This is a genomic window from Ureibacillus thermosphaericus, assembly GCF_012396605.1.
GTDB lineage: Bacteria > Bacillota > Bacilli > Bacillales_A > Planococcaceae > Ureibacillus > Ureibacillus thermosphaericus.
Genome location: NZ_JAAXPW010000041.1, coordinates 1 through 22861 on the forward strand (window position 1 = coordinate 1; position 22861 = coordinate 22861).

A 22861-nucleotide genomic window follows, 5' to 3' on the forward strand; every position below is an offset into this window, starting at 1 on the left:
GGCTTGAGCCGTGCCCGCGGAAAGCGTCGGCCGGAACGGAGAACAACGTTTTCCATAAAAAATCGTCACTTCATGAAAAATCATAAGTGACGATTTTTTATTAGCTAGGGTTTTGTCCCAAGCTCTTTGGCTATTTATTGATGGTTTTCCTGTGCCATGGCTTCAGCTTTCGTTCTTTGAACCGTTCCATGTGGGTGATGTGGCGGTGCGTAAATCGAATAAAGCTTTAATGGGATATTTCCTGTATTTATTACATTATGCCATGTTCCAGCAGGTACCATAATGGCTGAATCTTCTTTGACTCTTCTTCGATAATTCAAATGATTTTTAGTTCTTCCCATCTCCACAATTCCTTCGCCCTGTTCAATTCGTAAAAATTGATCAGTATCTGGATGAATTTCTAAGCCAATATCTTCTCCAGGAAGTATGCTCATCAATGTTACTTGCAAATGCGGACCTGTCCATAAGGCTGTACGATACGCATTGTTATTCTTCGTTTCCTTTTCAATATCTACCGTAGCTGGTTCAGGACCCAAATCTTGACTAGGGAATTGAGAGAAACCATGAGGATTTGGAAATAAGGGTAGCATTCTCTGATAATCTACATTATTTCCGCTATAATTTGGATTTCTGTACGGCATTTGGTAATTGCTTGAATGGTAATAAGGATAGTGTTGTACATATTCTAAATTTCTATTCATATAATACGGAGATTCATAAAAATAATAAGGATATCCATAAGGGTTGTGATAAGGGAAAAAATTCATTGCCCCATCCTTTCATCAAATTAATGGAAACACCTAAACTAAATAATATGAAGCAATAGTTATTTGTCGTAGGCAATAAACTAATTTTTTGGGATATGTTATTAGGCTTTGCATTATATCCTTTCGAACCCGGAATACTTTACAATCTAAAACAATATAATCATGATTAGTCTTTTCTTGTAATTTAGTATTTGCTATTTTTACAAATCTATTAAGATATATTTCCATTTATATATTCAATAAAGATATTAACAAAACACATCTGACAATATTGCACGAATTTTCTATATTTTGATTGACTCTTCTTGAAATCTAAGATTAGAATTTTATTACAATAACAGTTACCGGTATACGGCAAAATTGGAGGAGGATGTAATGTTTCAATTACCAACAGTGCAATTTACAGAGGAGCAGGAAGCTTTTCGTCTAGAGGTACGGGGATTTTTGCACGAACATATCAAAAGAGGAACATTTACACCAAAATGCGATTCTTGGTTAAGTGGCGTCAATCCTTCATTCTCAAAACTAATCGGTGAACAAGGCTGGATAGGAATGACATGGCCAAAAAAATATGGGGGGCAGGAACGGAGCACAATTGATCGCTATATTTTAACAGAAGAGTTTTTAGCAAGCGGCGCACCTGTCGCAGCACACTGGTTCGCAGATCGACAAACAGGACCTTTACTACTCCGATATGGCACTGAAGAGCAAAAACAATTTTTCTTACCCAAAATTGCACGAGGTGAATGCTATTTTGCTATTGGTTTAAGTGAACCCAATAGCGGTTCAGATTTAGCTTCGGTTCGCACGCGTGCAGAAAAAGTTGAGGGCGGTTGGATTGTCAATGGTCAGAAAATTTGGACAAGCAATGCCCACGTATGCCATTATATGGTGACCCTTGTCCGTACAAGTCCATTCGACGGAAAAAACAAACACGCAGGATTAAGCCAACTCATTATCGACTTACATGCAAAAGGCGTAACAATTGTACCAATAAGGTTTTTAACGGGCGAACATCACTTTAATGAAGTATTTTTCGAAAATGTGTTTGTCTCAGACAATATGGTTGTTGGGCAAATTGGTAACGGATGGGAACAAGGTTTAGCTGAGCTTGCATTTGAACGAAGTGGCCCTGAGCGTATTTTAAGTACGTTTCTTCTCCTGGATGAACTGATTCAAGAATTAAAACGCCAAGGTAATAAAGAAGGCTTAAAACAAGCAACGAAGCTTCTTTCACGACTATGGAGCTTACGTAATTTATCCATTGGGGTCGCCAAATTATTAGAGTCTGGCGATGCTAAAGATGTTGCCATCCCTGCTTCTTTGGTAAAAGCATTCGGAACAAAATTTGAACAAAGTATCCCTGAAATTGCACGACTTCTAGTTGAAACCTATCCAAAACTTGATGCAGAACGGAAATTTGATCGCTACATGGCACAGTCCATTTTACATGCCCCTGGCTTTACAATCCGCGGCGGTACAACGGAAATTCTCTATGGCATGGTGGCGAAAGGAGTTGTCGCGAAATGAGCGAAATGAAAGACATGATTTTAGATGTTGCTGAACGCATGTTAAAAGATTACATCACAAAAGATGTAGTAGATATTTTAGAAAAAGGCGACTGGGCAAAAGATGCTTGGAACTTATTTCAAGACAATGGCATAATTTCCGTTGCAATTCCAGAAGAACATGGTGGTGCTGGTGGAGACTTAGAAGACCTATTAAACCTAGTCCGCTTAACAGGAAAATACGCTGCCCCCATTCCATTTGCCGAAACAACCTTAGCCAATTTTCTGCTTGAAACTAGCAATTTAACGACAGTTGATAAAATCGCAACTTATTCTCTTCAAGAAGGATTCATTTTGCAAAATGACCAAGTTTCAGGAACATTGCACAACGTTCCTTGGGCAAGGCATGCTAAATATTTAGTTGCCTTTGTAAAGAGCAATCAAGGAGTACAACTGGCTCTCATCGATTTAGCTGATGCAACAATCCAATCTAGTACCAACATGGCAAGTGAGCCGCGCGATACGGTGACAATGAGTGATGCAAAAGCTCAGTTATCTCCCGTTTTATCGGAGGAACAAATTTTTTATGCTCGCTCCATTGAAACAGCTTTTAAAATTGCTTTAATGACAGGTGCCATTGAAAAAATCAATGAATTATCTGTGCAATATACCAAAGAACGCGAACAATTTGGTCGTCCAATCCATCGCTTCCAATTAGTGCAACACCAAATCGTGCAATTAGCTGGGGAAACGGCCATTGCCATCGCCGCGTTCAATAATGTTTGTGCTGCCATTCAATCAAAGAATTTGTTGCATGAAATTGCATATGCCCGCATTCGTTTTGAAGATGCCATTGCAACGGTCACTTCTGTATCCCATCAATTGCATGCAGCAATCGGAATGACCCATGAGTATGCACTCCATCAATATACACGTCGACTATGGGCTTGGCGTGATGAAGGGCCAAACAGTGATTACTGGAGTGAACACATTGCCAATTATTTATTAAATCATGATGACAAGCTATGGGCATATCTCACGAAAACATTAGAAAACAGCTAAAGGAGAGATTTTATGTCTGACTTACTCTTTGAAGTAGAAAATCATATTGCAACGATTACATTAAATCGCCCTGAAAGCTACAACGCCTTTAGTGAAGAAATGATTACGAAATGGATAGAAGCATTGGAAACGGTGCGCGATGATGAATCCATTCGAGTGGTCATAGTTAAAGGAAACGGCAAAGCCTTTTGTGCTGGCGGCGATATTAAAGCAATGCATGCGGGAGAAGGGTTTTACAAAAGCAAGGAAGATATAACTTCCACAGGTCTTGCGCGCAAAAATTCCCTATGGAAGAAAATTCAGAGGATTCCGTTGCTGTTAGAAGAAATTGATAAACCCGTTATTGCGCAAATACACGGTTTTGCCATGGGCGCAGGTTTAGATATGGCATTAATGTGCGATATTCGTATTGCAGCTGCCTCAACAAAGCTGTCAGAAAGCTATATAAATGTTGCCATTGTGCCTGGAGATGGCGGTGCATATTATTTACCGAAACTTGTTGGAATTGACAAAGCATTGGATATGCTATGGACAGCTCGAATGGTGACAGCTGAAGAAGCAAAAGAAATGGGATTAGTAACGTTTGTTGTAGAAGACAATGAACTTGATGAATTTACTCGTGCATATGCTGAAAAACTTGCCAGCGGACCACAAACGGCCATCCGTTTTATTAAACGGGCAGTTTATCAAAGTCAAAAAATGGATTTGCGGTCAGCCCTTGATTACATTTCTTCGCAAATGGCCATCGTAACGGAACTTGATGATTTTAAAGAAGGCGTAGATGCGGTTATTAATAAGCGTAAACCTAACTATAAATAATCTGCGATAATTCATTACACAAAGTAAGTATAAGTGAAAATCGTTCAATTACTTCATTACAATAAGAAATAAAAGTTTAGATAACATCACAAATGACGCACCTAATCTTTTATAAACAGAGTCTATATAACTTCATCGGAATGTTTCTACCTTCAAAAAACAACAACACTAAAAATTGTGGAACAAACGTTAGGCAAAGCGAATGCAAAAAGAATAAAAAAATAATTGAATTTTATTAAAAGCATCTCCTTTTCAACCATAACAGGACTTGATCGGGACTACCTTAAATTAAAAATAGCAAATTGAAAGAACGATGTGTTTTCTTCAATTCGCTATTTTTTATTTTTATAACTTCTTTTCATTATATTTTATAAATATTATCAATCGAATGTATCTATTCAACTTTCAATTCTTTCAACAAAAACCGAATATTCTCTTCATGACACTTTATTAAACCTCTTTTATAAAGATACGGTTCAATTAAATGATTATGTTCTGTATTGGACTGAATCGCTTGTTTAAGACTCTTAATATATTGAAAGCTATCATGTTTTCTTATTTGAATTTCTTCTGTGCTGCGAGCAACATGGCCATGCCCTGGAACTAAAACATTAATACGGTGATTCGATAAAATCGCTTCCGTTTTTTCTAATGTTTTCATATAGTCGGTTGAACTTGAATAAATAAATGGGAATTCTATATCGGATAAATAATCGCCTGCAATCCAAATCCCGAGAGGCTCAACAATTACAAAGATGCCATCATCCGTATGTCCCTTCGCTTCATAAAAAGTGAGCGTGGTATTGCCAATTTTCAGCTGCTCGCCGTCACTCTTCACAAGAATATCCACACTAGGATAAACTAACGGTGTTTTTCGATCGATATAATATTCATCATCAAATGCCTTTACTTGTTCCAGAATTTCATTTGGATTTTTCAACTGAAAGGCTTCGCTGGCAATAACAATCGCTTCCGGAAATGCCCCAGCTCCCACGATGTGATCCCAATCGGAATGAGTGATAATTAAATAAACAGGTCGATTTCCTTTTATACTCACCACATGCTCACGAATTTCATCCACTTCATAAGGCAGCAGACATGGATCGACGACAATCATACAATCTTCTGTCTGAATCACGGTAGATGTTGTTTTATAAAGTTGACTTTCAAATACGATGAGATGATTGTCTTGATATTGGATCATATTATTCTCCTCAATGACTGATAAATCACACCTCCTTGTAAAACGACAAAGGAGGTGTGTTTCATTTACATGTAAGAGTTTTTACTTTTTGAATCCCCTCAGTTACGGGGTGCAACCTTATCCTCCACATTAATATAGAACATTAAGTGATGTTTAAATCCCCTTACTTATACGGGGTGTAACCTATCGGGAAAATATCACAATTATTTAATAGGCTGTTTCAATTCCCTTGCTTATACGGGATGCAACTTAATTGTGACGATGAGTCGGAACCTGTTCGACTGGTTTCAATCCCCTTATTTATACGGGATGCAACTGCTTCCAATGGAATCGAAAGTATTTTTGTACGTGTTTCAATCCCCTTATTTATACGGGATGCAACCCTGCTGTAAACGACGAAATCAAACAAGGTTTATTGTTTCAATCCCCTTATTTATACGGGATGCAACATCTGTTTCAGTACTCAAATGTAAAGCCCCTTTCTGTTTCAATCCCCTTATTTATACGGGATGCAACAAAAATTAGGTCATGCTGTAGCTGTGGTTGAAGTGTTTCAATCCCCTTATTTATACGGGATGCAACACTGGAAAGAAAAAAGCTTGGTCGATGCCTATTGTTTCAATCCCCTTATTTATACGGGATGCAACAGTATATCAAGAAAAACTGAATGAGTTTTTCGATGTTTCAATCCCCTTATTTATACGGGATGCAACCGATTCTTCTACGGATTTACAAACGAACCTACGTTGTTTCAATCCCCTTATTTATACGGGATGCAACAGACTTTATTGAAAAAAACAAAGAAGCTTTAGAAGTTTCAATCCCCTTATTTATACGGGATGCAACAGACTTCGGAATTGGTATGGAATTGACCAATTTGTAGTTTCAATCCCCTTATTTATACGGGATGCAACATACGTACTCAATTTCCAATGATATTACAATTCAAGTTTCAATCCCCTTATTTATACGGGATGCAACTTGCGGAGTATACAATACATCTTCTTTTTTCTCCCGTTTCAATCCCCTTATTTATACGGGATGCAACAATATGAGGTCACTCTTAGAATTTATTGGGACATTGTTTCAATCCCCTTATTTATACGGGATGCAACTTTGAGTGCTCTGGATAATATTCCCAACTTCCCAAGTTTCAATCCCCTTATTTATACGGGATGCAACATTTAGTACAAATGATGATTACACCCCGATTTTTGTTTCAATCCCCTTATTTATACGGGATGCAACGTTTGTAAAGGATAACAAAGCTTAATACACAGTACGTTTCAATCCCCTTATTTATACGGGATGCAACTACATCCAAGCGGAACGTGCTGTTAGCAGAGCAGTTTCAATCCTCTTATTTATACGGGATGCAACATAAATGAACTTCCAACACGGCTGGAAGGTAGTGTTTCAATCCCCTTATTTATACGGGATGCAACGTGGTATCGAGATGTATCTGGAGATTGGTCAATTGTTTCAATCCCCTTATTTATACGGGATGCAACTTCAAAAACGTACGTATGAAGACCATCTTTGGAAGGTTTCAATCCCCTTATTTATACGGGATGCAACTCATGGATATGCATTTTAAAAATTCTTAACGAGGGTTTCAATCCCCTTATTTATACGGGATGCAACTGATCTTTGTGTGGAACATTGTCTAATTTCAATTGTTTCAATCCCCTTATTTATACGGGATGCAACTGACAGACCACTTGAAAGATTGTTAAATGTAAAAGGTTTCAATCCCCTTATTTATACGGGATGCAACCCATCATATTATTCATATTTAAACCAACCGAAACATGTTTCAATCCCCTTATTTATACGGGATGCAACTTTCATTAGATATCTTGGTATCACTACCAATAAAAGTTTCAATCCCCTTATTTATACGGGATGCAACTTCGAGATTATTGATTGGTTAATTAAACAAGCTGTTTCAATCCCCTTATTTATACGGGATGCAACCTAAAGGTTGGGTTCGAAAAAAACAAGGAAAGGGGTTTCAATCCCCTTATTTATACGGGATGCAACTAATATTCTCCATCATACTCGAAAATTGAATAGTGTTTCAATCCCCTTATTTATACGGGATGCAACGGTAACCTTTTATAGCCCTTATCTCTCAAGGGTTCAAAAGTATAAAAGTGCTAATGTGCAAAATTGCAATGACTTTTTCTAGAATTTATTATACAAAATATCTAAAAAATTAGGAATATCAATTGGTGCTAATCCCCCTGCAATTTCATGTGCGCTTTACATTAGCACTAATTAATTTTTATTTATTATATTATCTTTTCATGCTAAGACATTTCCCACACATGATCATGTATTTCCCGCACGTGTTGGGGTATAATCTGCACATGTTAAGGTATTTCCCGCACGAGCAGAATATTATCTGCACAAGTTATATCATTTCCCACACATGCTCGTGTATTTCCCGCACGAGCAGAATATTATCTGCACATGTTAAATCAATTCCCGCACATGCTCGTGCATTTCCCGCACGAGCAGAAAATTATCTACACAAGTTATGTCATTTCCCACACATGCGCAAGTATTTCCCGCACGTGCTGGGTATAATCTGCACATGTTAAGGTATTTCCCGCACATGGTCGTATATTTCCCGCACAAGCAGAATATTATCTACACAAGTTATATCATTTCCCACACATGCGCAAGTATTTCCCGCACGTGCTGGGTATAATCTGCACATGTTAAGGTATTTCCCACACATTATCGTATATTTCCCGCACAAGCAGAATATTATCTACACAAGTTATGTCATTTCCCGCACATGCGCAAGTATTTCCCGCACTAGCACAAGGTATAATCTCCATATAAAAAATCCTTGGAAACACATTGTCTAGCTATTTCCAAGGATTCATTCATCTATTATTTATCGTATCCCACTACTGTCCATATACCTGTTTCGTCTTGTCTAATTAATTTTTCTAAGTACACTTTTGTAATATCAGTTACATTATTATTCACTTCAATCACTGCCTGAACTCCATCATTTTTTACTAATTCTAGTTCCTCATACTGAACAGGGTATTCTCCGACAATTCCTTCTGGTGAAATTTGCAAACTAACAAATACTTGAGCTACATATATAGGGTCTAGCTTCCAAGGAGAACTGCCTGAATCCGCTGCAATTTGCTCTGCTTTTTCTATTTCCATATTTACTTCAACTACAAAATCCGGATTCCATTCATCCACATCTTCTTCTATTATTTCAACAAATTCATTTCCAGCTAAGTCCACTTCTTTAAATCCTTTTGAAGTATCGATTGCCAATAATCTTTCAGGAATAGCATCCTCAATGGAAATCTCCTTATACATCGTCGTATATTGAATAGCATTATACAAAGCACTTTCTTTTTTCAATGGTAGGTTCGTTTCTTTATCAATCCACAATGTGTAAGTTAATCCACCTTTAGGAGTCACTTCTAAAACATAAGTATCTCTTCCAGCAATTTGTTCTTCATCCACTATTTCAATTTCTTTTGCATTTTTCACATCTTCAATTTCTTTTCTTAAATCAAAAATAAATTCATATGTTTCTGTAAAAATTGGAAAGACATTGATGACATTTTCATCAATTGGAAGTTGCCATACTTTTTCTCCATCACTGATTGTTTTCAGTCCTTTATATGAACCTTCTAACACTTCTAAATAATAATTGTCATGTTGATCAACCCATACGTCTATTACCGTTTGTACTTGATCTTCTCCTGACTCACTCTTTGACTTTACTTCTAAAATACCATGGTAAGCTTCAATCTTTTTAAAAGATTTTTCCATTGCGTTTACTATATGAACTGTACTCGGATTCACAAAATTCATGAAGACAGCTATAAGAATAATTGCTGCAATACTAACTAGAGCGCCTATCCAAGTTTTCTTCTTTCTACTTTTTCTTGGGGCAACCTGTTCATTCTTTAAATTTTGTATAATTTTATTTGGAAAGTCATGATTCGGCATGATTGGTTCCTTTAAGCTTTTTATTTTTCTTGCCACATCAAATAATTCTTTTAATTCTTCTGAGTCTGTTTCCATATCTGGCTTTTTTTCATTGTTTAGGCAATCTATAAAATCTGAAAGCTTTTTTTCATTATCTTTCATAATAATCCTCCTTTTTTCATAATCGTTGCAAGATTTTTTAATGCTCGATATTGTAAAACTCGAATATTTCCTTCAGATTTTCCTAATAGATTAGCAGTTTCAGAAACTGAAAAACCTTTTAAAATTCTTAATTCGATTACTTTTCCTTGATCCTCATTCAATTGTTCAAGGGAGCTCTTTATCAATAGTTGTTCATTTGTGATATCCGATAAATCTTCTACTGCATTTTCAATTGGCGCAATAGATGCAATATCGATATTTGTTCCCCTTGATTTGTTTTGACGCCACCGATCTTTAATGATATTCAAGGCAACCGTTTTAAAAAAAGCGATGCATTTATTCGGTTCAATCTCTTTGAATTTCGGGTAACCTAAAGATTTCGCATAAGTTTCTTGTGTTATATCTTCTGTTTCTTCCTGATTTTGAACCTTATAGTAAATGTAACGATATAGGGGCTTCCAAGTATGTTTACATATATCTTCAACGGATTTGAATTCTTCTCCATTCATATAAATTTACACCTACTTTCTTAGGATCAATCCTTTACTAAAAATAACGATTAGCGATCCCTTTTCGTTACAATCAAAAAAATCCTCATTGGAATGACCCAATAAGGATTTGTAAGTCTCTTATTAATATTAAGATTTGTCAATGCCCCTTAAATGAAAATAAGCTTTCATATCACTTCATCAAAATATAAAACTGTTTTCATTGAATCTCCTAATTTTCGAAGCTTCCACGTATCTTCTAAATAGATTTCAGCTAGTTTTTCATATTTTTCACCGTACTGGCTTCCCCATTCAACAGCTACTATGCTTTCATACATCCATGCCAATTTCTGTGTGATGCCTTTCGCTTCAAATGTTTGCAGTGCATCATCTAAAGCAACAAACGTTTCTAATTCTTCCGCTAATTCTTCTAGTTTTTCCATAACAATTTGTTTTAAGTTGGATTCTTTCACTTTCTTCAAACGATTGTTTATTTCTTCTATAAATAACTCATGTGCGTTATATTTCTTAAATAATCGTATTACTTCTAGGGCTAATATATTTGCCGTTCCTTCCCAAACAGTTAACACTTGAGCATCACGTAATAATCTTGGCGTGACAAAATCTTCAATATAACCATTTCCGCCATGAAGTTCAATCGCTTCTTGGGCGAAACGAACAGCTTGTTCAGCAGTTTCTTTCTTCATTATTGCAATGTTCAATCGATTTAAAATAGTATCTCGCTCAGTTCCTTTACCGTTCGTTACCAAATCATATAATTGAATCAAGTCAAAGGTCGTTGCTACTTCAACATGAAGTTTTGCAGCCATTTTTGATAAAGAATCTTGAATCATTGGATAATTTATTAATCTTTGACCAAAAGCTTCGCGATTTGATAGATAATATTTTGATTCTAGAAACGCTCTTCTCATGATTCCGACAGAAGCGACCGCATTACAAATTCTTGATAAATTTAATGCCTCAAGCATATAATAGATCCCTTTTTTCGGATCCCCGACCACATAAGCTATGGATCCGTCAAATTCTACTTCACCTGAAGGCACAGCGCGCACTCCCAATTTATCTTTCAACCTACGGATGCGCAGATTATTGATTGAACCGTCTTCATTCCTCCAAGGAACAGCAAATAAAGTTAGACCTTTTGTACCTTTTGGAGCACCTGGCATGCGAGCCAATACCATTGCCACTCCACACATCCCCGCATTGGATGCAAAATATTTCTCTCCATATAATCGATAATGAGTACCGTCAAATCTTGCTTCAACCATATTTGCTCCAACATCTGATCCACCTTGTCGCTCCGTTAAAAAAGTTGCCCCTTCAAATAACTCTACTTCCCCAGTTGAACAAACGTGTGGTAAAAATTTTGCCTTCAACTCTTCATCTGCATAATGGTCTAACAAATAAGCAGTCGCTAATGTCAACGTCACAGGACAATAAAATCCTGGCTCCGCATGGGATAAAAGATACCCTTGGGCAAAACTATAAACATAGTTCCCTTTTCTTCCGAGTTGTGGAATCTCTTTATGCACGTAACCTACAATTCCTGTATTGTAAGTTTGTTCAACTGTTTTTCTATATCCTTCATTGACCCAAATTTCAGATACTTCTTCTCCATATTTATCGTAACGGATGAGACGAGGTTCTCCTTCTCGATCCGTATGTTTAGCACGCTTATCAATTTCACCGCATACAAGTGACCCAAAATCTGTTAGTTCTCGCATTGCATAATCATAGAAGTCTTTATCAAGCATTTGCTTTAGTATTTTTTGTAGAGTTTCATCACTTGTAAAAAAGTTTGTCTCCTTCTCAGTAACCAAGTTTTGTAATACTTTCATTCCGTAATCGCCTGCACTTTCAATTGTTGTTTCAAGATTTTTCCTGAGGCATTTCGAGGGAGAGCTTCTACTTGTTCATAAATACGTGGGACTTTGTATTTCGCCAAATGACTAGATAAATACGCCTTTAATTCTTCGATATCAATTGATTTTTTCGCCGCAAACACAGCTTTCACCGTTTCTCCCCATTCTGGGTGTGGCACACCGATGACAGCCACTTCATGAATTCCCTCAAATTGTAAAATTCGATCTTCAATTTCTTTTGGATAAATATTAACGCCACCTGAAATAATCACATCTTTTTTCCGGTCAACAATCCAAATATAGCCATCTTCATCTACACGTGCTAAATCGCCAGATCTTAACCATTCACCGATAAAGGCTTGTTTTGTTGCTTCTTCATCGCGATAGTAGCCGACCATATTTCCTTCTCCAAACAATACGATTTCTCCAATTTCACCAGCAAGGACGTCTTCTCCCATGTCATTCACTATCCGAATTTCTGTTCCAAATGCTGCTCGCTTCCCAATACTACCTGCTTTTTCTTTATGTTCATGGCCGAATAACAACGTTCCGCTTGGCCCCGCCTCTGTTAGACCATATACGCAAGTTAAGTTGTCTGTTCTAAATGCTTTTTGTAAATAACGCACCTCTTTTTCAGATAATGGTGCACCACCATAAACCCACCATTTCATTGATGATAAGTCTGCCGTTTGTAATCTCGGATGAGAAGCTGTAACTAAATAGGCAACAGGTGCTCCAAAAAAGTGAGTTGTTTTTTCTTTTTCGATTGTGTCGATGAATAAATCTGGCGTGAAAGTTGGAGTGAGTACATTTGTTGCTCCAACAAGTACTGCTGACATTAGGAATAAATGTAGTGGTGCTGAATGGGTTAGTGGCATCATTAACAACATACGACTTTCTGGTTTGACTTCCATTTCAATTGCAATCATGTGGGCAACCGCTAAAATGTTTCGATAGCTAAATAAAACTCCTTTAGGTTTTCCCGTAGTTCCCGATGTATAGAGGATAGTTGAATAATCATCTTCATTTAAAAGACATTGTATTGGGGTATTGGTAGCGTTTTCAATTAATTCGTCAAAATCATGCCAACCTTCTTTTTTGGTCCCTGATTTAATTTTTAGATTGATATTTTCTATGTTTTCAACTGCTGCAAAGATCGCTTCATGGGCAATAATGGCTTTTGCTTGAGCATGTTCCGCTACGTATTCTACTTCCGATAAAGTGAATCTTGCATTGACTGGAACAACAATTGCTCCAATTCGTTGGATAGCAAAATAACTAACGACAAATTCCAATACATTTGGCATAAAGATAATGACTTTATCTTCTTGTTTAATACCAAGATTGAGCAAAGCATGGCTAAAACGAGTAACGAGTTCGTCCAATTCTTTATAAGTCACCCGTCGGCCTTGACAAATCACCGCTTCGTTCATTGGATATTTACGGGCATTTCTTGCTAATAACATGGAACTATTCATTTTTAGCATTTTCCCCCTTTAATTTCGCTAATTTTTCGCTAAATGTCGCATGCAACTCCACTAACTCTCTTTTCAATTGGGTCAACTCTTGAATCTTTTCTTCAATTTCTTTGATTTTCTGTTCACCATACTCTACAGTTCTTTCTAGCTGCTGAATACCAGTACGGTCGCGATCAAAGAGCATAATCATCTCCTTTATTTCGTCAAGTGAAAAGCCATATCTTTTGCCCCTCATGATCAATTTTAATTTTGCAATTTCTTTTTTCGAAAAGGTGCGCAATTTTGAATGAGAACGGGTCGGCGAAAGCAATCCAATTTCTTCATAATATCTGAGTGTCCTAGGCGTAACATTGAATAGCTTTGCAACTTCTCGTATTGTTTTCATTCCACTCACCTCTTCGAATTTGTCTTATTATAACATTGACGTTAACGTAAACTTCAATAAGATATATGAATTTTTTGAATATTTTATAATCTATTATAGCTACTAGATTGGCAACAATCGAGTTGAAAATTGATAGACTGTTTCTCCTTATCGGAATTGATTCGCCTTTCAACACGTTAAACTAAATAAATTGGCGGTAGCATATAGCCACCGCCACAAAATCGTAATCCATCCATTTTACTAAAAAAATCCTTCAAGAATTTATTGCTTGTACATTTTGATGTTTCTCGGTATGTAATGGCACCGTTTAGATATGTCCTTTTTTGCAACCATTCACGTTAAATCGCACCTAAAGTATTTTAATTCCTGCAATTTCCCTAAATAAAAACCACTCTATTTTCAAAGTGGTTAAAACACCATATGTTTTGAACGAAAAAAAACCCTTCAGCATTATTACTGAAGGGTTTGATGATATAAGGTTTCCTTGAATCCTAATGCCGATGGTGGGAGTCGAACCCACACTCCTTTTGGGAACACGATTTTGAGTCGCACACGCCTTCCGTAAACCGCCACAATTGGCAAAAAAACCTTATTCTACCTGCAACTTACCTTCTAAAATTGATTGTAAATCAAAAACCTATGCACACGATTCAATTACTTTATGAACTCATTCTATACCAAGCTATATAATAAAATCAATATCTAATTTCAGAAAATAATAATCACCTCTCTCCTACTTACAAAAAAGTAAGTTACAATGTAACACTGTTCACAGGGTAAAACATAAGGGGAAAGGCTTTTTTATGTTTTGAAGGGGTAGGGGCAATATAAACAAATTATTTTAAAAAAGTTTAATAGAATTTGCTGAAAAAACTGCTAAAAATATTCTATTAGTGGACATATATAGTGAAGGAAGATATAGGGAGGGTTAAAATATGAATGACTTGCCAGAATTACTTACACCAAAACAAGTCGCTGATTTTCTTATGTTAGATGTAACAACAGTTTATAAGTATTTGAAACGTGGACTAATCGAACATTTTCGAGTAGGGCAAAAGAAAATTATGATTCCACGCCAAGCGGTCTATAATTTTATCAATCTAAACAACGGAGGTAATGAAAATGAATAATCAAAAAGTATTTTCTATGCTAAGAAATAAATTTAATGCACACTATGGCTATACAGAGGCTATAACTAATACAAATACAGATGAAATTGATTATCCTTCAACAGTTAAGGAAATAAAATCATTGGAAACAGAAATAGCGAAAGCTGAACAATATTTAGCAGATAAAAAAGCAGAGTTAAAGACTAAAATTATTAGTGAAGGTGAACAAGCACGAAAGAACGCTAAAGGCAGAGAACAGTTAAATATGGCTAATCGTGACCTATCTAACAGTATTATGAAATTAGATTTCATGCTTTCACAAAATGATGAATATGCTAACACACTATCTAAGCTAACTGAAATGAAAAAGAAACAAGGTCAACTACTATTACAAAAAAAGAGATTTGAAACAGAAAACGCTGATGTAATTAATCAGTTACGGAAGGAACGTATTCGCCAACAACTTGAAGAATTAGATATGGATTAAAGGGGATTGATACTATGGCAAAGTTTTATAGTGACAATCCTTTTTTATTTATCCGCCACGATAATATAGGTTACAAAACTCCTAATATCCATGAATATAATACTGGAATACAATTCAAAAATGGCGTATATGAAACAAATGACTTTAATACTATCAAAGCATTAAGAAACTATGTAAATATCTTTCTGAAAAAAGGTATTAGACCGCCAGTTTGGGAAGAAGGTCAACTTATTGACCAAGAACTAACAGAACCAATTGAGGTAAAGGGAAATAAGGTCATTCATAATATAACTGACTACAAAACAATCTTAAATAACATAGCAGATTCCATTAGGAAATAATGGGTCTGCTTTTGTTTCTTATATTGAATTGACTGAAAGGGGGAGGGGTGTATCATGGCAAAGAAACAGATTACCTTTCAATCAAGTAGAGATGTACGATTGTATTTAGCCTCCCTATTGGTTAGGGTAGAAAAAGATGAGATTGACCGCAAGAAAGCGGAGATACTTTCAAACATTGCGTATAAAATCCAGACAAGTATATCGGGAGAACTCAAAGAACGTGAGTTAGCACAAGCAGAAGAATTAGCAAGACAAATTGAAATGGGGCGTAAATAATGAGTAGAAGGCTTTCTAAACTCATTCAACAGGCACAAGATATATTAAAGCACCAAAAAGGCACAGAACTAACAGAAAAGCAAAAAGAACTTTGTAATAAGTTAGGTCAGTTATGGTTACTTCAAAATCTTGTTATTTGTGGTGAGGAACATAATTTGTCTGATGATGATATTTCTCGGTTAGATGAACTTGAACAAGAATTATTGCTACAAATGAATATGGAGGTGTAAAGATGTTTAGTTTTACTGCAATCAATAAGGCAGAGGCAATTATTAATAATCCAAATAAAACAACTCTTACAGATGATGAAAAAGGACTTTTAGCTGAACATAGAACCCACTTGATAGAAAGAATAAACTTTTATAGAGGGATATTAAAACAAAACTATGACAAGGTTATTGAATGTGAGGGTTTGAATGCAGAATGATAAATTAAAGTGGTCAGAGGCTTATCTTTTGCCCTTCTGACCGCTATTTTTATTTATCTTGAATAAAACTATTAGATTATTATTCAAATTCAAGGAGGGCAATTCTATGCGACAATTCATTAAAAAAGATGAGGCTGATTTATGGTTAGAGGTCAACGACCCGTATTATCAAAATAAAGATAAATGGAAAACTAAAAAGGTTGAATATCCCTATCATACCGCAACTCAAGACCTCTATCGTAGAATTGCTGAAATTCCGTTTAGTAGTGTATTAAATTGGCGGATACTTGTAAAGTCAAAATTAGATGATAACCTTTTTGAAATACCAGAGGGGAAATAAGCCTCTCCCCTTTTTATTTCTTTTGATAAACTCCCCTTTTTAGCATTGTCCAATTTCCACTTCTTTTAAGTGCATACCATATAGAATTATTCTTAGGTTTTTTGTATGTATCAAATTGTTCTTTGTTGAATGGAGATTTTTCAAACAGGTCTACTAATTCTTGTGTAGTGTAAACCTTCCCACTCTCCACAGTTTTTTCAAACTCTGTTATAAAATTTAATGTTTCTGCATTAAGTGAATATTTTTCTTTTAACATTCCACTTCCCCCTTCATCTTTTAATTTCATTATATCAAGTGTAATAGAATAGGAGTATCAAAAACGAACGTTTATAACCCTTTTTTAAGACTATCAAGGAACATATCAATTTAGATATATTTTTAGTATTAAAAATAGTCTTAAAATCAAAGTATCTTTATTTACTTTTATAACCCTTTTTGATACTATATAGACAAATATTGGTATCTGAATGGAGGCAATAAAATGATTTTTGGATATGCAAGGGTTAGCACGATTGACCAGAACCTTGACCGTCAACTTGATAAACTAAAAGAATATGGAGTTGAAAAAATCTTTAATGAAAAAGTAACAGGAACAAGGAAAGACCGTCCAGAACTAAGCAAGATGATGGAACAACTGCGTAGAGGTGATACGGTTGTCATTGAAAGTCTAAGCAGATTAGGGCGTAGTACGAAACATCTAATTGAACTGATGGAGAATTTCAATGAATTAGGGGTAAATCTCATTAGCTTAAAAGAAAATATTGATACGACAACACCAACTGGAAAATTAGTATTCAACATCTTTGCAAGTATTAGCCAATTTGAAAGGGACTTAATAAGCGAACGTACAAAAGAAGGGTTATCAAGTGCAAAGGCAAGAGGTAGAAAAGGTGGCAGACCGAAAAAAGAAAATGCAAGTATTAAAAAGGCTATAAAACTATATAATTCAAAAGAATATAGTATCAAAGAAATTACTGAAATGACTGGAGTTTCAAAACCTACTCTTTACCGCTATTTGAAAGAACAGGTGAATAACTAATGGAAAAAAAAACAAAGAGAAATTAAGCGATATTATCAAACGTGAGGCAGAACAAAAGATTGCTAATCAAAAGCCACTAAACCCAGATAAATTCACATGGAAAGAAAATGAAGTTATTATACATAAGCCAGATACTAAGAACCGCCCAGACTAACGAAAGTTTGGGCTTTCTTTTTCCCCCTTTGTTAGTATTTCCTTTTAGTATTTATACATAGATTCAAAGTGCTTTAGCATTATAACAGTATTATTATTATTTATTAGAGTATTATATAGTATTAATAGAGTTGCAGATTTGTGAGTTTCATGTTGCAGATTTGTGAGTTTTTCGACTACCTATGTTGCAGATTTGTGAGACCATGTTGCAGATTTGTGAGTTTGCAAAAAACTTATAAATTCCCCTTCTAAAATGTTTAACATAGTGAGTAATAACTATGAGGGTAGTAAATCATTATAGGGGGAATTAAAATGGCTAAGAAAATAAAAGATGAATTTATAGGTATTCGGGTAACAAGAGAGATGAAACAGAAAATAGAAAAACTGGCTAATGAACAAGAGTTAAATATTTCTAAGTATGTTATCCACTTGATTGAAAAAGGGTTAAATCCAAAATGATTTAGCTCTTTTTTTATTTCATCATTTTTGTTTAACGTAATTCATTATTGGGGGTTATTCAATGGCATTTACTAAGATAGATAACAAATTACTCGAACTCATGGAAACTATTGATTCAAAAGAAATTATTCTTTACATGGCTATTTTATCAGTTAAAAGAGAGAACATTCCGCTACAAATAACAAACATGGAATTAGCAAAAATAAGCGGTATCAGTATAAATAATATTTCCAAGTGTTTAAAAGCATTAGAAGAAAAAAGCCTGATTAGTCGTGACGGAAAAATAATTACTGATGTTAGACATGGTACAAACAAACTAACAGGGAATTTTACCATGATTGATAATGATTTTTTAGCCGAGAAGATAGATTCAAGAGCAAAACTACTGTTTATCAAATTGGTAAGTCTTAAAGCTGATTCATGGGGATATGTAAAAATCAGTCAAGAAAGATTAGCAGAATGTATAAGCCTTAAAGACCGTACATCAATTTATAGACACGTTGAGAGGTTACAAGAAACAGGCTGGATACTTGATATAAAGAAAGGTAATGGTTATAACCCTTGCAACTATTACAAAGTCAAGAGGGTTGATTTTGAAGCATTAAAACAGGAACAAAGAAAGCTAAATGCAAAACAACAAAATGAAAAATATAGACAATTAAAAGAAAAAGTCGGTACAGGTCAAGACCTAACAGTTACAGATTTATTGGAATGGTTTACTTGCTTGGTCGAAAAAAAAGGCAATGTCTACAATAAAGGGAATTTCCCTAAAGATAAGGCGGTAATCAATAATCTTTTATCAAAAACGGATAGTAATACATTAGCAAAGTTGATTGAGAACTATACTAATAGTTTTGACCGCAAATTTAAAAATCATTATAGAAAAACAATTAAATTACAGTATTTAGGAAATGATGATGTCTTTAATCAAGTAAAAAATGCCTATGATTCTGAATTAGAGCAATCACAGGCACAAGAGGAAGAACCATCTGAAATGGCAATTTTTTAATAATCATCTTATATAAATATAATCTTTTTTTATTTTATATTCTGAACTAATGGAGGAAAAACTGATGAAAAATAATTATAAATTTTACAATGACTATGTTGTTATATATGCAAATTGCAAGGGCGAAACAATGGAAATATTGATTGATAAAGATGATTTTGATAAAGTCAATGAATTTAGCGGAACATGGAGTGCAAAAAAAGATGGTAATACACATTATGCAGAAATTAGAAATGGCAAATCTTTTATTAAAATCCATAGATTAATAATGAATTATAACGGAAACAAAGTCATAGATCATAAGAATGGAAATGGCTTGGACAATCGGAAAAGTAACCTAAGAATAGTCACTCATAAAGTAAATTCAAGAAACCGAAAACCTTCGAAGAACAATAAAAGCGGAGTAACAGGAGTTGGATATAACAAGTCAAGTAATAAATGGGAAGTACAAATTAAAGTTGATGGTAAATCAAAGTATTTAGGTCTGTTTAATGAACTGCAAGAGGCAAAGGAAATGCGGAAGGTCGGGGAAATAGTTTACTGGAACATATTAGAAAGACAAAGAAACCGTTAGGGCAATATAACCCTTAACGGTCTTTTATTATTTTAAATTATTCAATGGACTAAATTTAGCATGGCTTTCACTTATCTCGTTACTGAATAAATTTACATAGACTTTAGTCATTTCTAAAGTAGTATGTCCCAGAATTGCTTGTAGCTGAAAGGCGTTAGCACCATTCATTACAGATAGTTTTGCAAAGGTATGGCGGAAGGTATGAGGTGAACAACGAACATTTTTTATATTAGCCTTCTTGCCGATAATAGCAATTCTATTTTGTAATTGTCTTTTGCTCATTGGCGTTTCATCTTGTGTAATAAACAAGTATTCAGTATCCACTGTTCCCCTAATAGCAACGTATTTCTTTAATTGTTCAATCATTTTCTTTTGTATTGGTACAAACCTTTCATAATGCCCTTTAGCGTTACGAATACGGATAACTTTATCATGCCAGATAATATCGGTTACTTGAATACCTATCAACTCATTGGCTCTTATGCCTGTTTCTAATAGTAACATGATAATTGTATAGTCACGAAAACCAACAAATGTCCGAACATCACAAGCCTTTAGCATTTGAGAAATTTGTTTAATATCAAAAGTTTCTATAACGTGCTTTCTGTCTTTTAGTAGCTGAATATCAGACATTGGGTTATTTCTTATGAATTTCTGCTTATGTAAATAGTTAAAAAAGGCTCTTAATGCCCTAAGCCTTGTATTGATACTAACAGGCTTTATCCCCTTACCCTTCATGTATAGAATGACGTTTTGCTTGATAATGTTGCCAGTAATATCAGAAGGTGAAAGTTCTAATTCTTGCTCATTCAGAAGGCTTTGAAAGGTTGATAATTCACTTCTGTAAAATTTGATAGTATGTGACCGTAAATTCCTTAATTCACAATCCTCAATAAACTTCTGTACCAATTCATCTAATGTGTAGTTGACTGCTACAATATCATTTAGAATTGCTAACTCATCAATACTTAAATTTTTTCTTCTTGCCATTTTAATTTCCCCCTATGCGTACGATTCACTTCGCACGATTTTTGATTATCAAATCGTATGCACAGGCAAATAAAAAACCTCCTACAATCAATGTAGAAGGCTTGATATATAAGGCTTTTATAATGCCGATGGTGGGAGTCGAACCCACACTCCTTTTGGGAACACGATTTTGAGTCGTGCGCGTCTGCCAATTCCGCCACATCGGCATAATAAAAAAGAGAAAAAAATAAATCGGTTAAACCGATATTTATTTTTTTGGAGGCGGCTACCGGATTCGAACCGGTGATAAGGGTGTTGCAGACCCGTGCCTTACCGCTTGGCTAAGCCGCCAAATTACTGGAGCGGAAGACGGGGTTCGAACCCGCGACCCCCACCTTGGCAAGGTGGTGTTCTACCACTGAACTACTTCCGCATGAATGGCTGGGGTACCAGGATTCGAACCTGGGCATGACGGAATCAAAATCCGTTGCCTTACCACTTGGCTATACCCCAATAATATTATATAAACAACTTATATTCTATTTTATGGGGCGGCTGATGGGAATCGAACCCACGTATGTCGGATCCACAATCCGATGCGTTAACCACTTCGCCACAGCCGCCAAAAGCAGGCATATTAAAATATGTATGGGGCGACTGATGGGAATCGAACCCACGTATGTCGGATCCACAATCCGATGCGTTAACCACTTCGCCACAGTCGCCAAAATATCTTGATGAAAATTAAAAATGGCAGGGGCAGTAGGAATCGAACCCACACCAAAGGTTTTGGAGACCTCTATTCTACCGTTAAACTATGCCCCTGTAATGGTGGAGGGGGGCGGATTCGAACCGCCGAACCCAAAGGGAACGGATTTACAGTCCGTCGCGTTTAGCCACTTCGCTACCCCTCCGGAAAGTATGGTGCCGGCGAAAGGAATCGAACCCTCAACCTACTGATTACAAGTCAGTTGCTCTGCCAATTGAGCTACACCGGCATATTTATGGTGGGTCGGGACGGAATCGAACCGCCGACACTTTGATCTTCAGTCAAATGCTCTACCAACTGAGCTACCGACCCACTTTTTATGGCGGTCCCGACGGGACTCGAACCCGCGATCTCCTGCGTGACAGGCAGGCATGTTAACCGCTACACCACGGGACCACTTTGGTTGCGGGGACAGGATTTGAACCTGCGACCTCCGGGTTATGAGCCCGACGAGCTACCAGACTGCTCTACCCCGCGATAATGTTAATTGTTTTTTATGGTGGAGGATGACGGGATCGAACCGCCGACCCCCTGCTTGTAAGGCAGGTGCTCTCCCAGCTGAGCTAATCCTCCGAATTGGTGACCCCTACGGGATTCGAACCCGTGTTACCGCCGTGAAAGGGCGGTGTCTTAACCACTTGACCAAGGGGCCAATCTCTTAATTATGGCGGAGAGTAAGGGATTTGAACCCTTGAGACAGGTTATCCCCGTCTACACGATTTCCAATCGTGCTCCTTCAGCCTCTCGGACAACTCTCCAAGAAGAATGGCTCCGAAGGTAGGATTCGAACCTACGACCAACCGGTTAACAGCCGGTTGCTCTACCACTGAGCTACTTCGGAATGATTTTATATAAGCCTAGCAACGTCCTACTCTCACAGGGGGAAGCCCCCTACTACCATCGGCGCTAAAGAGCTTAACTTCCGTGTTCGGTATGGGAACGGGTGTGACCTCTTTGCTATCGCCACTAGGCTTTATTCCTTACCGAAAGACAAGTATTATTATATCATATTCTATACTTTTTTCAAGTATTTTTTATATTTTTTAATAACGAGAGGTTGTTCTCTCAAAACTGGATAACGACATTGAAATGATTGGTTAAGTCCTCGATCGATTAGTATCCGTCAGCTCCACACGTCACCGTGCTTCCACCTCGGACCTATCTACCTCATCGTCTTT

General features: G+C 36.2%; 23 protein-coding genes, 17 tRNA genes, 2 rRNA genes and 1 CRISPR repeat array. Of the genes, 14 read left to right on the forward strand and 28 right to left on the reverse strand.

Translation table 11 applies throughout. The annotated features are described in order from the left end of the window. Positions 1-134: 134 nt before the first annotated feature. Positions 135-767 (reverse strand): cupin domain-containing protein, encoded by a 633-nt coding sequence (locus HF990_RS13040; protein ID WP_168412756.1) that lies wholly within the window; start codon positions 765-767, stop codon positions 135-137. Positions 768-1142: 375 nt separating this feature from the next. Here HF990_RS13040 and HF990_RS13045 point away from each other — a divergent pair, with 375 nt between their 5' ends. The 3 genes from HF990_RS13045 to HF990_RS13055 are packed head-to-tail and all read left to right on the forward strand — an operon-like array spanning position 1143 to position 4156. Beyond that, positions 1143-2297 carry an acyl-CoA dehydrogenase family protein gene (locus tag HF990_RS13045; RefSeq protein ID WP_168412757.1) on the forward strand — a complete coding sequence of 385 codons (1155 nt, stop codon included), beginning with the start codon at positions 1143-1145 and terminating at the stop codon, positions 2295-2297. After that, positions 2294-3337 carry an acyl-CoA dehydrogenase family protein gene (locus HF990_RS13050; RefSeq protein ID WP_168412758.1) on the forward strand — a complete coding sequence of 348 codons (1044 nt, stop codon included), beginning with the start codon at positions 2294-2296 and terminating at the stop codon, positions 3335-3337. Before HF990_RS13045 ends, HF990_RS13050 begins: the two co-directional genes overlap by 4 nt. 12 nt (positions 3338-3349) lie before the next feature. Further along, on the forward strand, positions 3350-4156 hold the full coding sequence (locus HF990_RS13055) for an enoyl-CoA hydratase/isomerase family protein (protein WP_168412759.1): 807 nt from the start codon (positions 3350-3352) through the stop codon (positions 4154-4156). 394 nt (positions 4157-4550) lie between these two features. On the opposite strand, the gene HF990_RS13060 is transcribed toward HF990_RS13055, so the two are convergent. From HF990_RS13060 to HF990_RS13090, 7 genes are all read right to left on the reverse strand, one after another. Beyond that, positions 4551-5360: an MBL fold metallo-hydrolase gene (locus HF990_RS13060; RefSeq protein ID WP_168412760.1), complete on the reverse strand. Its 810-nt coding sequence runs from the start codon at positions 5358-5360 to the stop codon at positions 4551-4553. A 151-nt stretch (positions 5361-5511) separates the two neighbouring features. Further along, positions 5512-7469: direct repeats of the CRISPR family, unit length 32 nt; unit sequence GTTTCAATCCCCTTATTTATACGGGATGCAAC. Positions 7470-8264: 795 nt separating this feature from the next. Continuing rightward, a complete protein-coding gene (locus tag HF990_RS13065) occupies positions 8265-9497 on the reverse strand; it encodes a LolA family protein (protein WP_168412761.1) in 1233 nt (410 codons plus the stop codon). Then, positions 9494-10006, reverse strand: coding sequence for an RNA polymerase sigma factor (locus HF990_RS13070; RefSeq protein ID WP_168412762.1), 513 nt, complete (start codon positions 10004-10006; stop codon positions 9494-9496). Before HF990_RS13070 ends, HF990_RS13065 begins: the two co-directional genes overlap by 4 nt. 167 nt (positions 10007-10173) lie before the next feature. After that, a complete protein-coding gene (locus HF990_RS13075; RefSeq protein WP_168412763.1) occupies positions 10174-11844 on the reverse strand; it encodes an acyl-CoA dehydrogenase family protein in 1671 nt (556 codons plus the stop codon). Then, positions 11841-13346 carry a class I adenylate-forming enzyme family protein gene (locus HF990_RS13080; protein ID WP_016839101.1) on the reverse strand — a complete coding sequence of 502 codons (1506 nt, stop codon included), beginning with the start codon at positions 13344-13346 and terminating at the stop codon, positions 11841-11843. Before HF990_RS13080 ends, HF990_RS13075 begins: the two co-directional genes overlap by 4 nt. Beyond that, positions 13339-13731: a MerR family transcriptional regulator gene (locus tag HF990_RS13085; RefSeq protein WP_016839102.1), complete on the reverse strand. Its 393-nt coding sequence runs from the start codon at positions 13729-13731 to the stop codon at positions 13339-13341. The genes HF990_RS13080 and HF990_RS13085 overlap by 8 nt, the downstream gene beginning before the upstream one ends. Positions 13732-14226: 495 nt before the next feature. Beyond that, a tRNA-Leu gene (locus HF990_RS13090) sits at positions 14227-14311 on the reverse strand. A gap of 355 nt (positions 14312-14666) precedes the next feature. Here HF990_RS13090 and HF990_RS13095 point away from each other — a divergent pair. The 7 genes from HF990_RS13095 to HF990_RS13125 all read left to right on the forward strand — a co-directional run bounded on the left by HF990_RS13095 (position 14667) and on the right by HF990_RS13125 (position 16711). Next, positions 14667-14861, forward strand: coding sequence for a helix-turn-helix domain-containing protein (locus HF990_RS13095; protein WP_016839103.1), 195 nt, complete (start codon positions 14667-14669; stop codon positions 14859-14861). Continuing rightward, the gene (locus HF990_RS13100; RefSeq protein WP_016839104.1) at positions 14854-15327 is read left to right on the forward strand and encodes a hypothetical protein; all 474 of its coding nucleotides are present in this window, start codon (positions 14854-14856) and stop codon (positions 15325-15327) included. Before HF990_RS13095 ends, HF990_RS13100 begins: the two co-directional genes overlap by 8 nt. Before the next feature lie 14 nt (positions 15328-15341). After that, positions 15342-15668, forward strand: a complete 327-nt coding sequence (locus HF990_RS13105) for a hypothetical protein (RefSeq protein ID WP_016839105.1) — start codon at positions 15342-15344, stop codon at positions 15666-15668. 54 nt (positions 15669-15722) lie between these two features. Then, positions 15723-15944: a hypothetical protein gene (locus tag HF990_RS13110; protein ID WP_168412764.1), complete on the forward strand. Its 222-nt coding sequence runs from the start codon at positions 15723-15725 to the stop codon at positions 15942-15944. Next, complete coding sequence (locus HF990_RS13115) at positions 15944-16174, forward strand: hypothetical protein (protein ID WP_168412765.1); 231 nt, start codon at positions 15944-15946, stop codon at positions 16172-16174. Before HF990_RS13110 ends, HF990_RS13115 begins: the two co-directional genes overlap by 1 nt. A gap of 2 nt (positions 16175-16176) precedes the next feature. After that, the gene (locus tag HF990_RS13120; protein ID WP_168412766.1) at positions 16177-16371 is read left to right on the forward strand and encodes a hypothetical protein; all 195 of its coding nucleotides are present in this window, start codon (positions 16177-16179) and stop codon (positions 16369-16371) included. Between the two features lie 106 nt (positions 16372-16477). Further along, the gene (locus HF990_RS13125; protein WP_168412767.1) at positions 16478-16711 is read left to right on the forward strand and encodes a hypothetical protein; all 234 of its coding nucleotides are present in this window, start codon (positions 16478-16480) and stop codon (positions 16709-16711) included. Positions 16712-16724: 13 nt separating this feature from the next. On the opposite strand, the gene HF990_RS13130 is transcribed toward HF990_RS13125, so the two are convergent. Beyond that, positions 16725-16967, reverse strand: a complete 243-nt coding sequence (locus tag HF990_RS13130) for a hypothetical protein (RefSeq protein ID WP_168412768.1) — start codon at positions 16965-16967, stop codon at positions 16725-16727. Between the two features lie 225 nt (positions 16968-17192). On the opposite strand from HF990_RS13130, the gene HF990_RS13135 reads away from it, so the two are divergent. From HF990_RS13135 to HF990_RS13150, 4 genes are all read left to right on the forward strand, one after another. Further along, positions 17193-17750 (forward strand): recombinase family protein, encoded by a 558-nt coding sequence (locus HF990_RS13135; protein ID WP_168412769.1) that lies wholly within the window; start codon positions 17193-17195, stop codon positions 17748-17750. A gap of 465 nt (positions 17751-18215) precedes the next feature. Further along, a complete protein-coding gene (locus HF990_RS13140; RefSeq protein WP_168412770.1) occupies positions 18216-18362 on the forward strand; it encodes a hypothetical protein in 147 nt (48 codons plus the stop codon). 61 nt (positions 18363-18423) lie between these two features. Beyond that, positions 18424-19371 (forward strand): helix-turn-helix domain-containing protein, encoded by a 948-nt coding sequence (locus HF990_RS13145; protein WP_168412771.1) that lies wholly within the window; start codon positions 18424-18426, stop codon positions 19369-19371. A gap of 64 nt (positions 19372-19435) precedes the next feature. Further along, positions 19436-19945, forward strand: a complete 510-nt coding sequence (locus HF990_RS13150; protein WP_168412772.1) for an HNH endonuclease — start codon at positions 19436-19438, stop codon at positions 19943-19945. 27 nt (positions 19946-19972) lie between these two features. Here the strand turns inward: HF990_RS13150 and HF990_RS13155 are convergent, their stop codons facing one another. The 19 genes from HF990_RS13155 to HF990_RS13245 all read right to left on the reverse strand — a co-directional run. Next, positions 19973-20935, reverse strand: a complete 963-nt coding sequence (locus HF990_RS13155; protein ID WP_168412773.1) for a tyrosine-type recombinase/integrase — start codon at positions 20933-20935, stop codon at positions 19973-19975. Positions 20936-21058: 123 nt separating this feature from the next. Then, a tRNA-Leu gene (locus HF990_RS13160) sits at positions 21059-21141 on the reverse strand. Between the two features lie 50 nt (positions 21142-21191). Then, positions 21192-21265: transfer RNA gene (locus tag HF990_RS13165), tRNA-Cys, on the reverse strand. A 7-nt stretch (positions 21266-21272) separates the two neighbouring features. After that, a tRNA-Gly gene (locus HF990_RS13170) sits at positions 21273-21347 on the reverse strand. A 5-nt stretch (positions 21348-21352) separates the two neighbouring features. Further along, positions 21353-21427: transfer RNA gene (locus HF990_RS13175), tRNA-Gln, on the reverse strand. 34 nt (positions 21428-21461) lie between these two features. Next, positions 21462-21537, reverse strand: a tRNA-His gene (locus HF990_RS13180). 26 nt (positions 21538-21563) lie between these two features. Next, a tRNA-His gene (locus tag HF990_RS13185) sits at positions 21564-21639 on the reverse strand. A gap of 26 nt (positions 21640-21665) precedes the next feature. Next, positions 21666-21739: transfer RNA gene (locus HF990_RS13190), tRNA-Trp, on the reverse strand. A gap of 4 nt (positions 21740-21743) precedes the next feature. Further along, a tRNA-Tyr gene (locus HF990_RS13195) sits at positions 21744-21828 on the reverse strand. An 8-nt stretch (positions 21829-21836) separates the two neighbouring features. Continuing rightward, positions 21837-21912 (reverse strand) — tRNA-Thr (locus HF990_RS13200). Between the two features lie 7 nt (positions 21913-21919). Beyond that, positions 21920-21995 (reverse strand) — tRNA-Phe (locus HF990_RS13205). Between the two features lie 8 nt (positions 21996-22003). Further along, a tRNA-Asp gene (locus HF990_RS13210) sits at positions 22004-22079 on the reverse strand. A 4-nt stretch (positions 22080-22083) separates the two neighbouring features. Continuing rightward, positions 22084-22160, reverse strand: a tRNA-Met gene (locus HF990_RS13215). Positions 22161-22180: 20 nt separating this feature from the next. After that, positions 22181-22256: transfer RNA gene (locus tag HF990_RS13220), tRNA-Val, on the reverse strand. A gap of 4 nt (positions 22257-22260) precedes the next feature. Beyond that, positions 22261-22335, reverse strand: a tRNA-Glu gene (locus HF990_RS13225). A 13-nt stretch (positions 22336-22348) separates the two neighbouring features. Continuing rightward, positions 22349-22441, reverse strand: a tRNA-Ser gene (locus HF990_RS13230). 8 nt (positions 22442-22449) lie between these two features. Then, a tRNA-Asn gene (locus tag HF990_RS13235) sits at positions 22450-22524 on the reverse strand. A gap of 14 nt (positions 22525-22538) precedes the next feature. Beyond that, a 5S ribosomal RNA gene (rrf, locus tag HF990_RS13240) occupies positions 22539-22654 on the reverse strand. Between the two features lie 122 nt (positions 22655-22776). Beyond that, positions 22777-22861: ribosomal RNA gene (locus HF990_RS13245) — 23S ribosomal RNA — on the reverse strand; the annotation flags it as partial.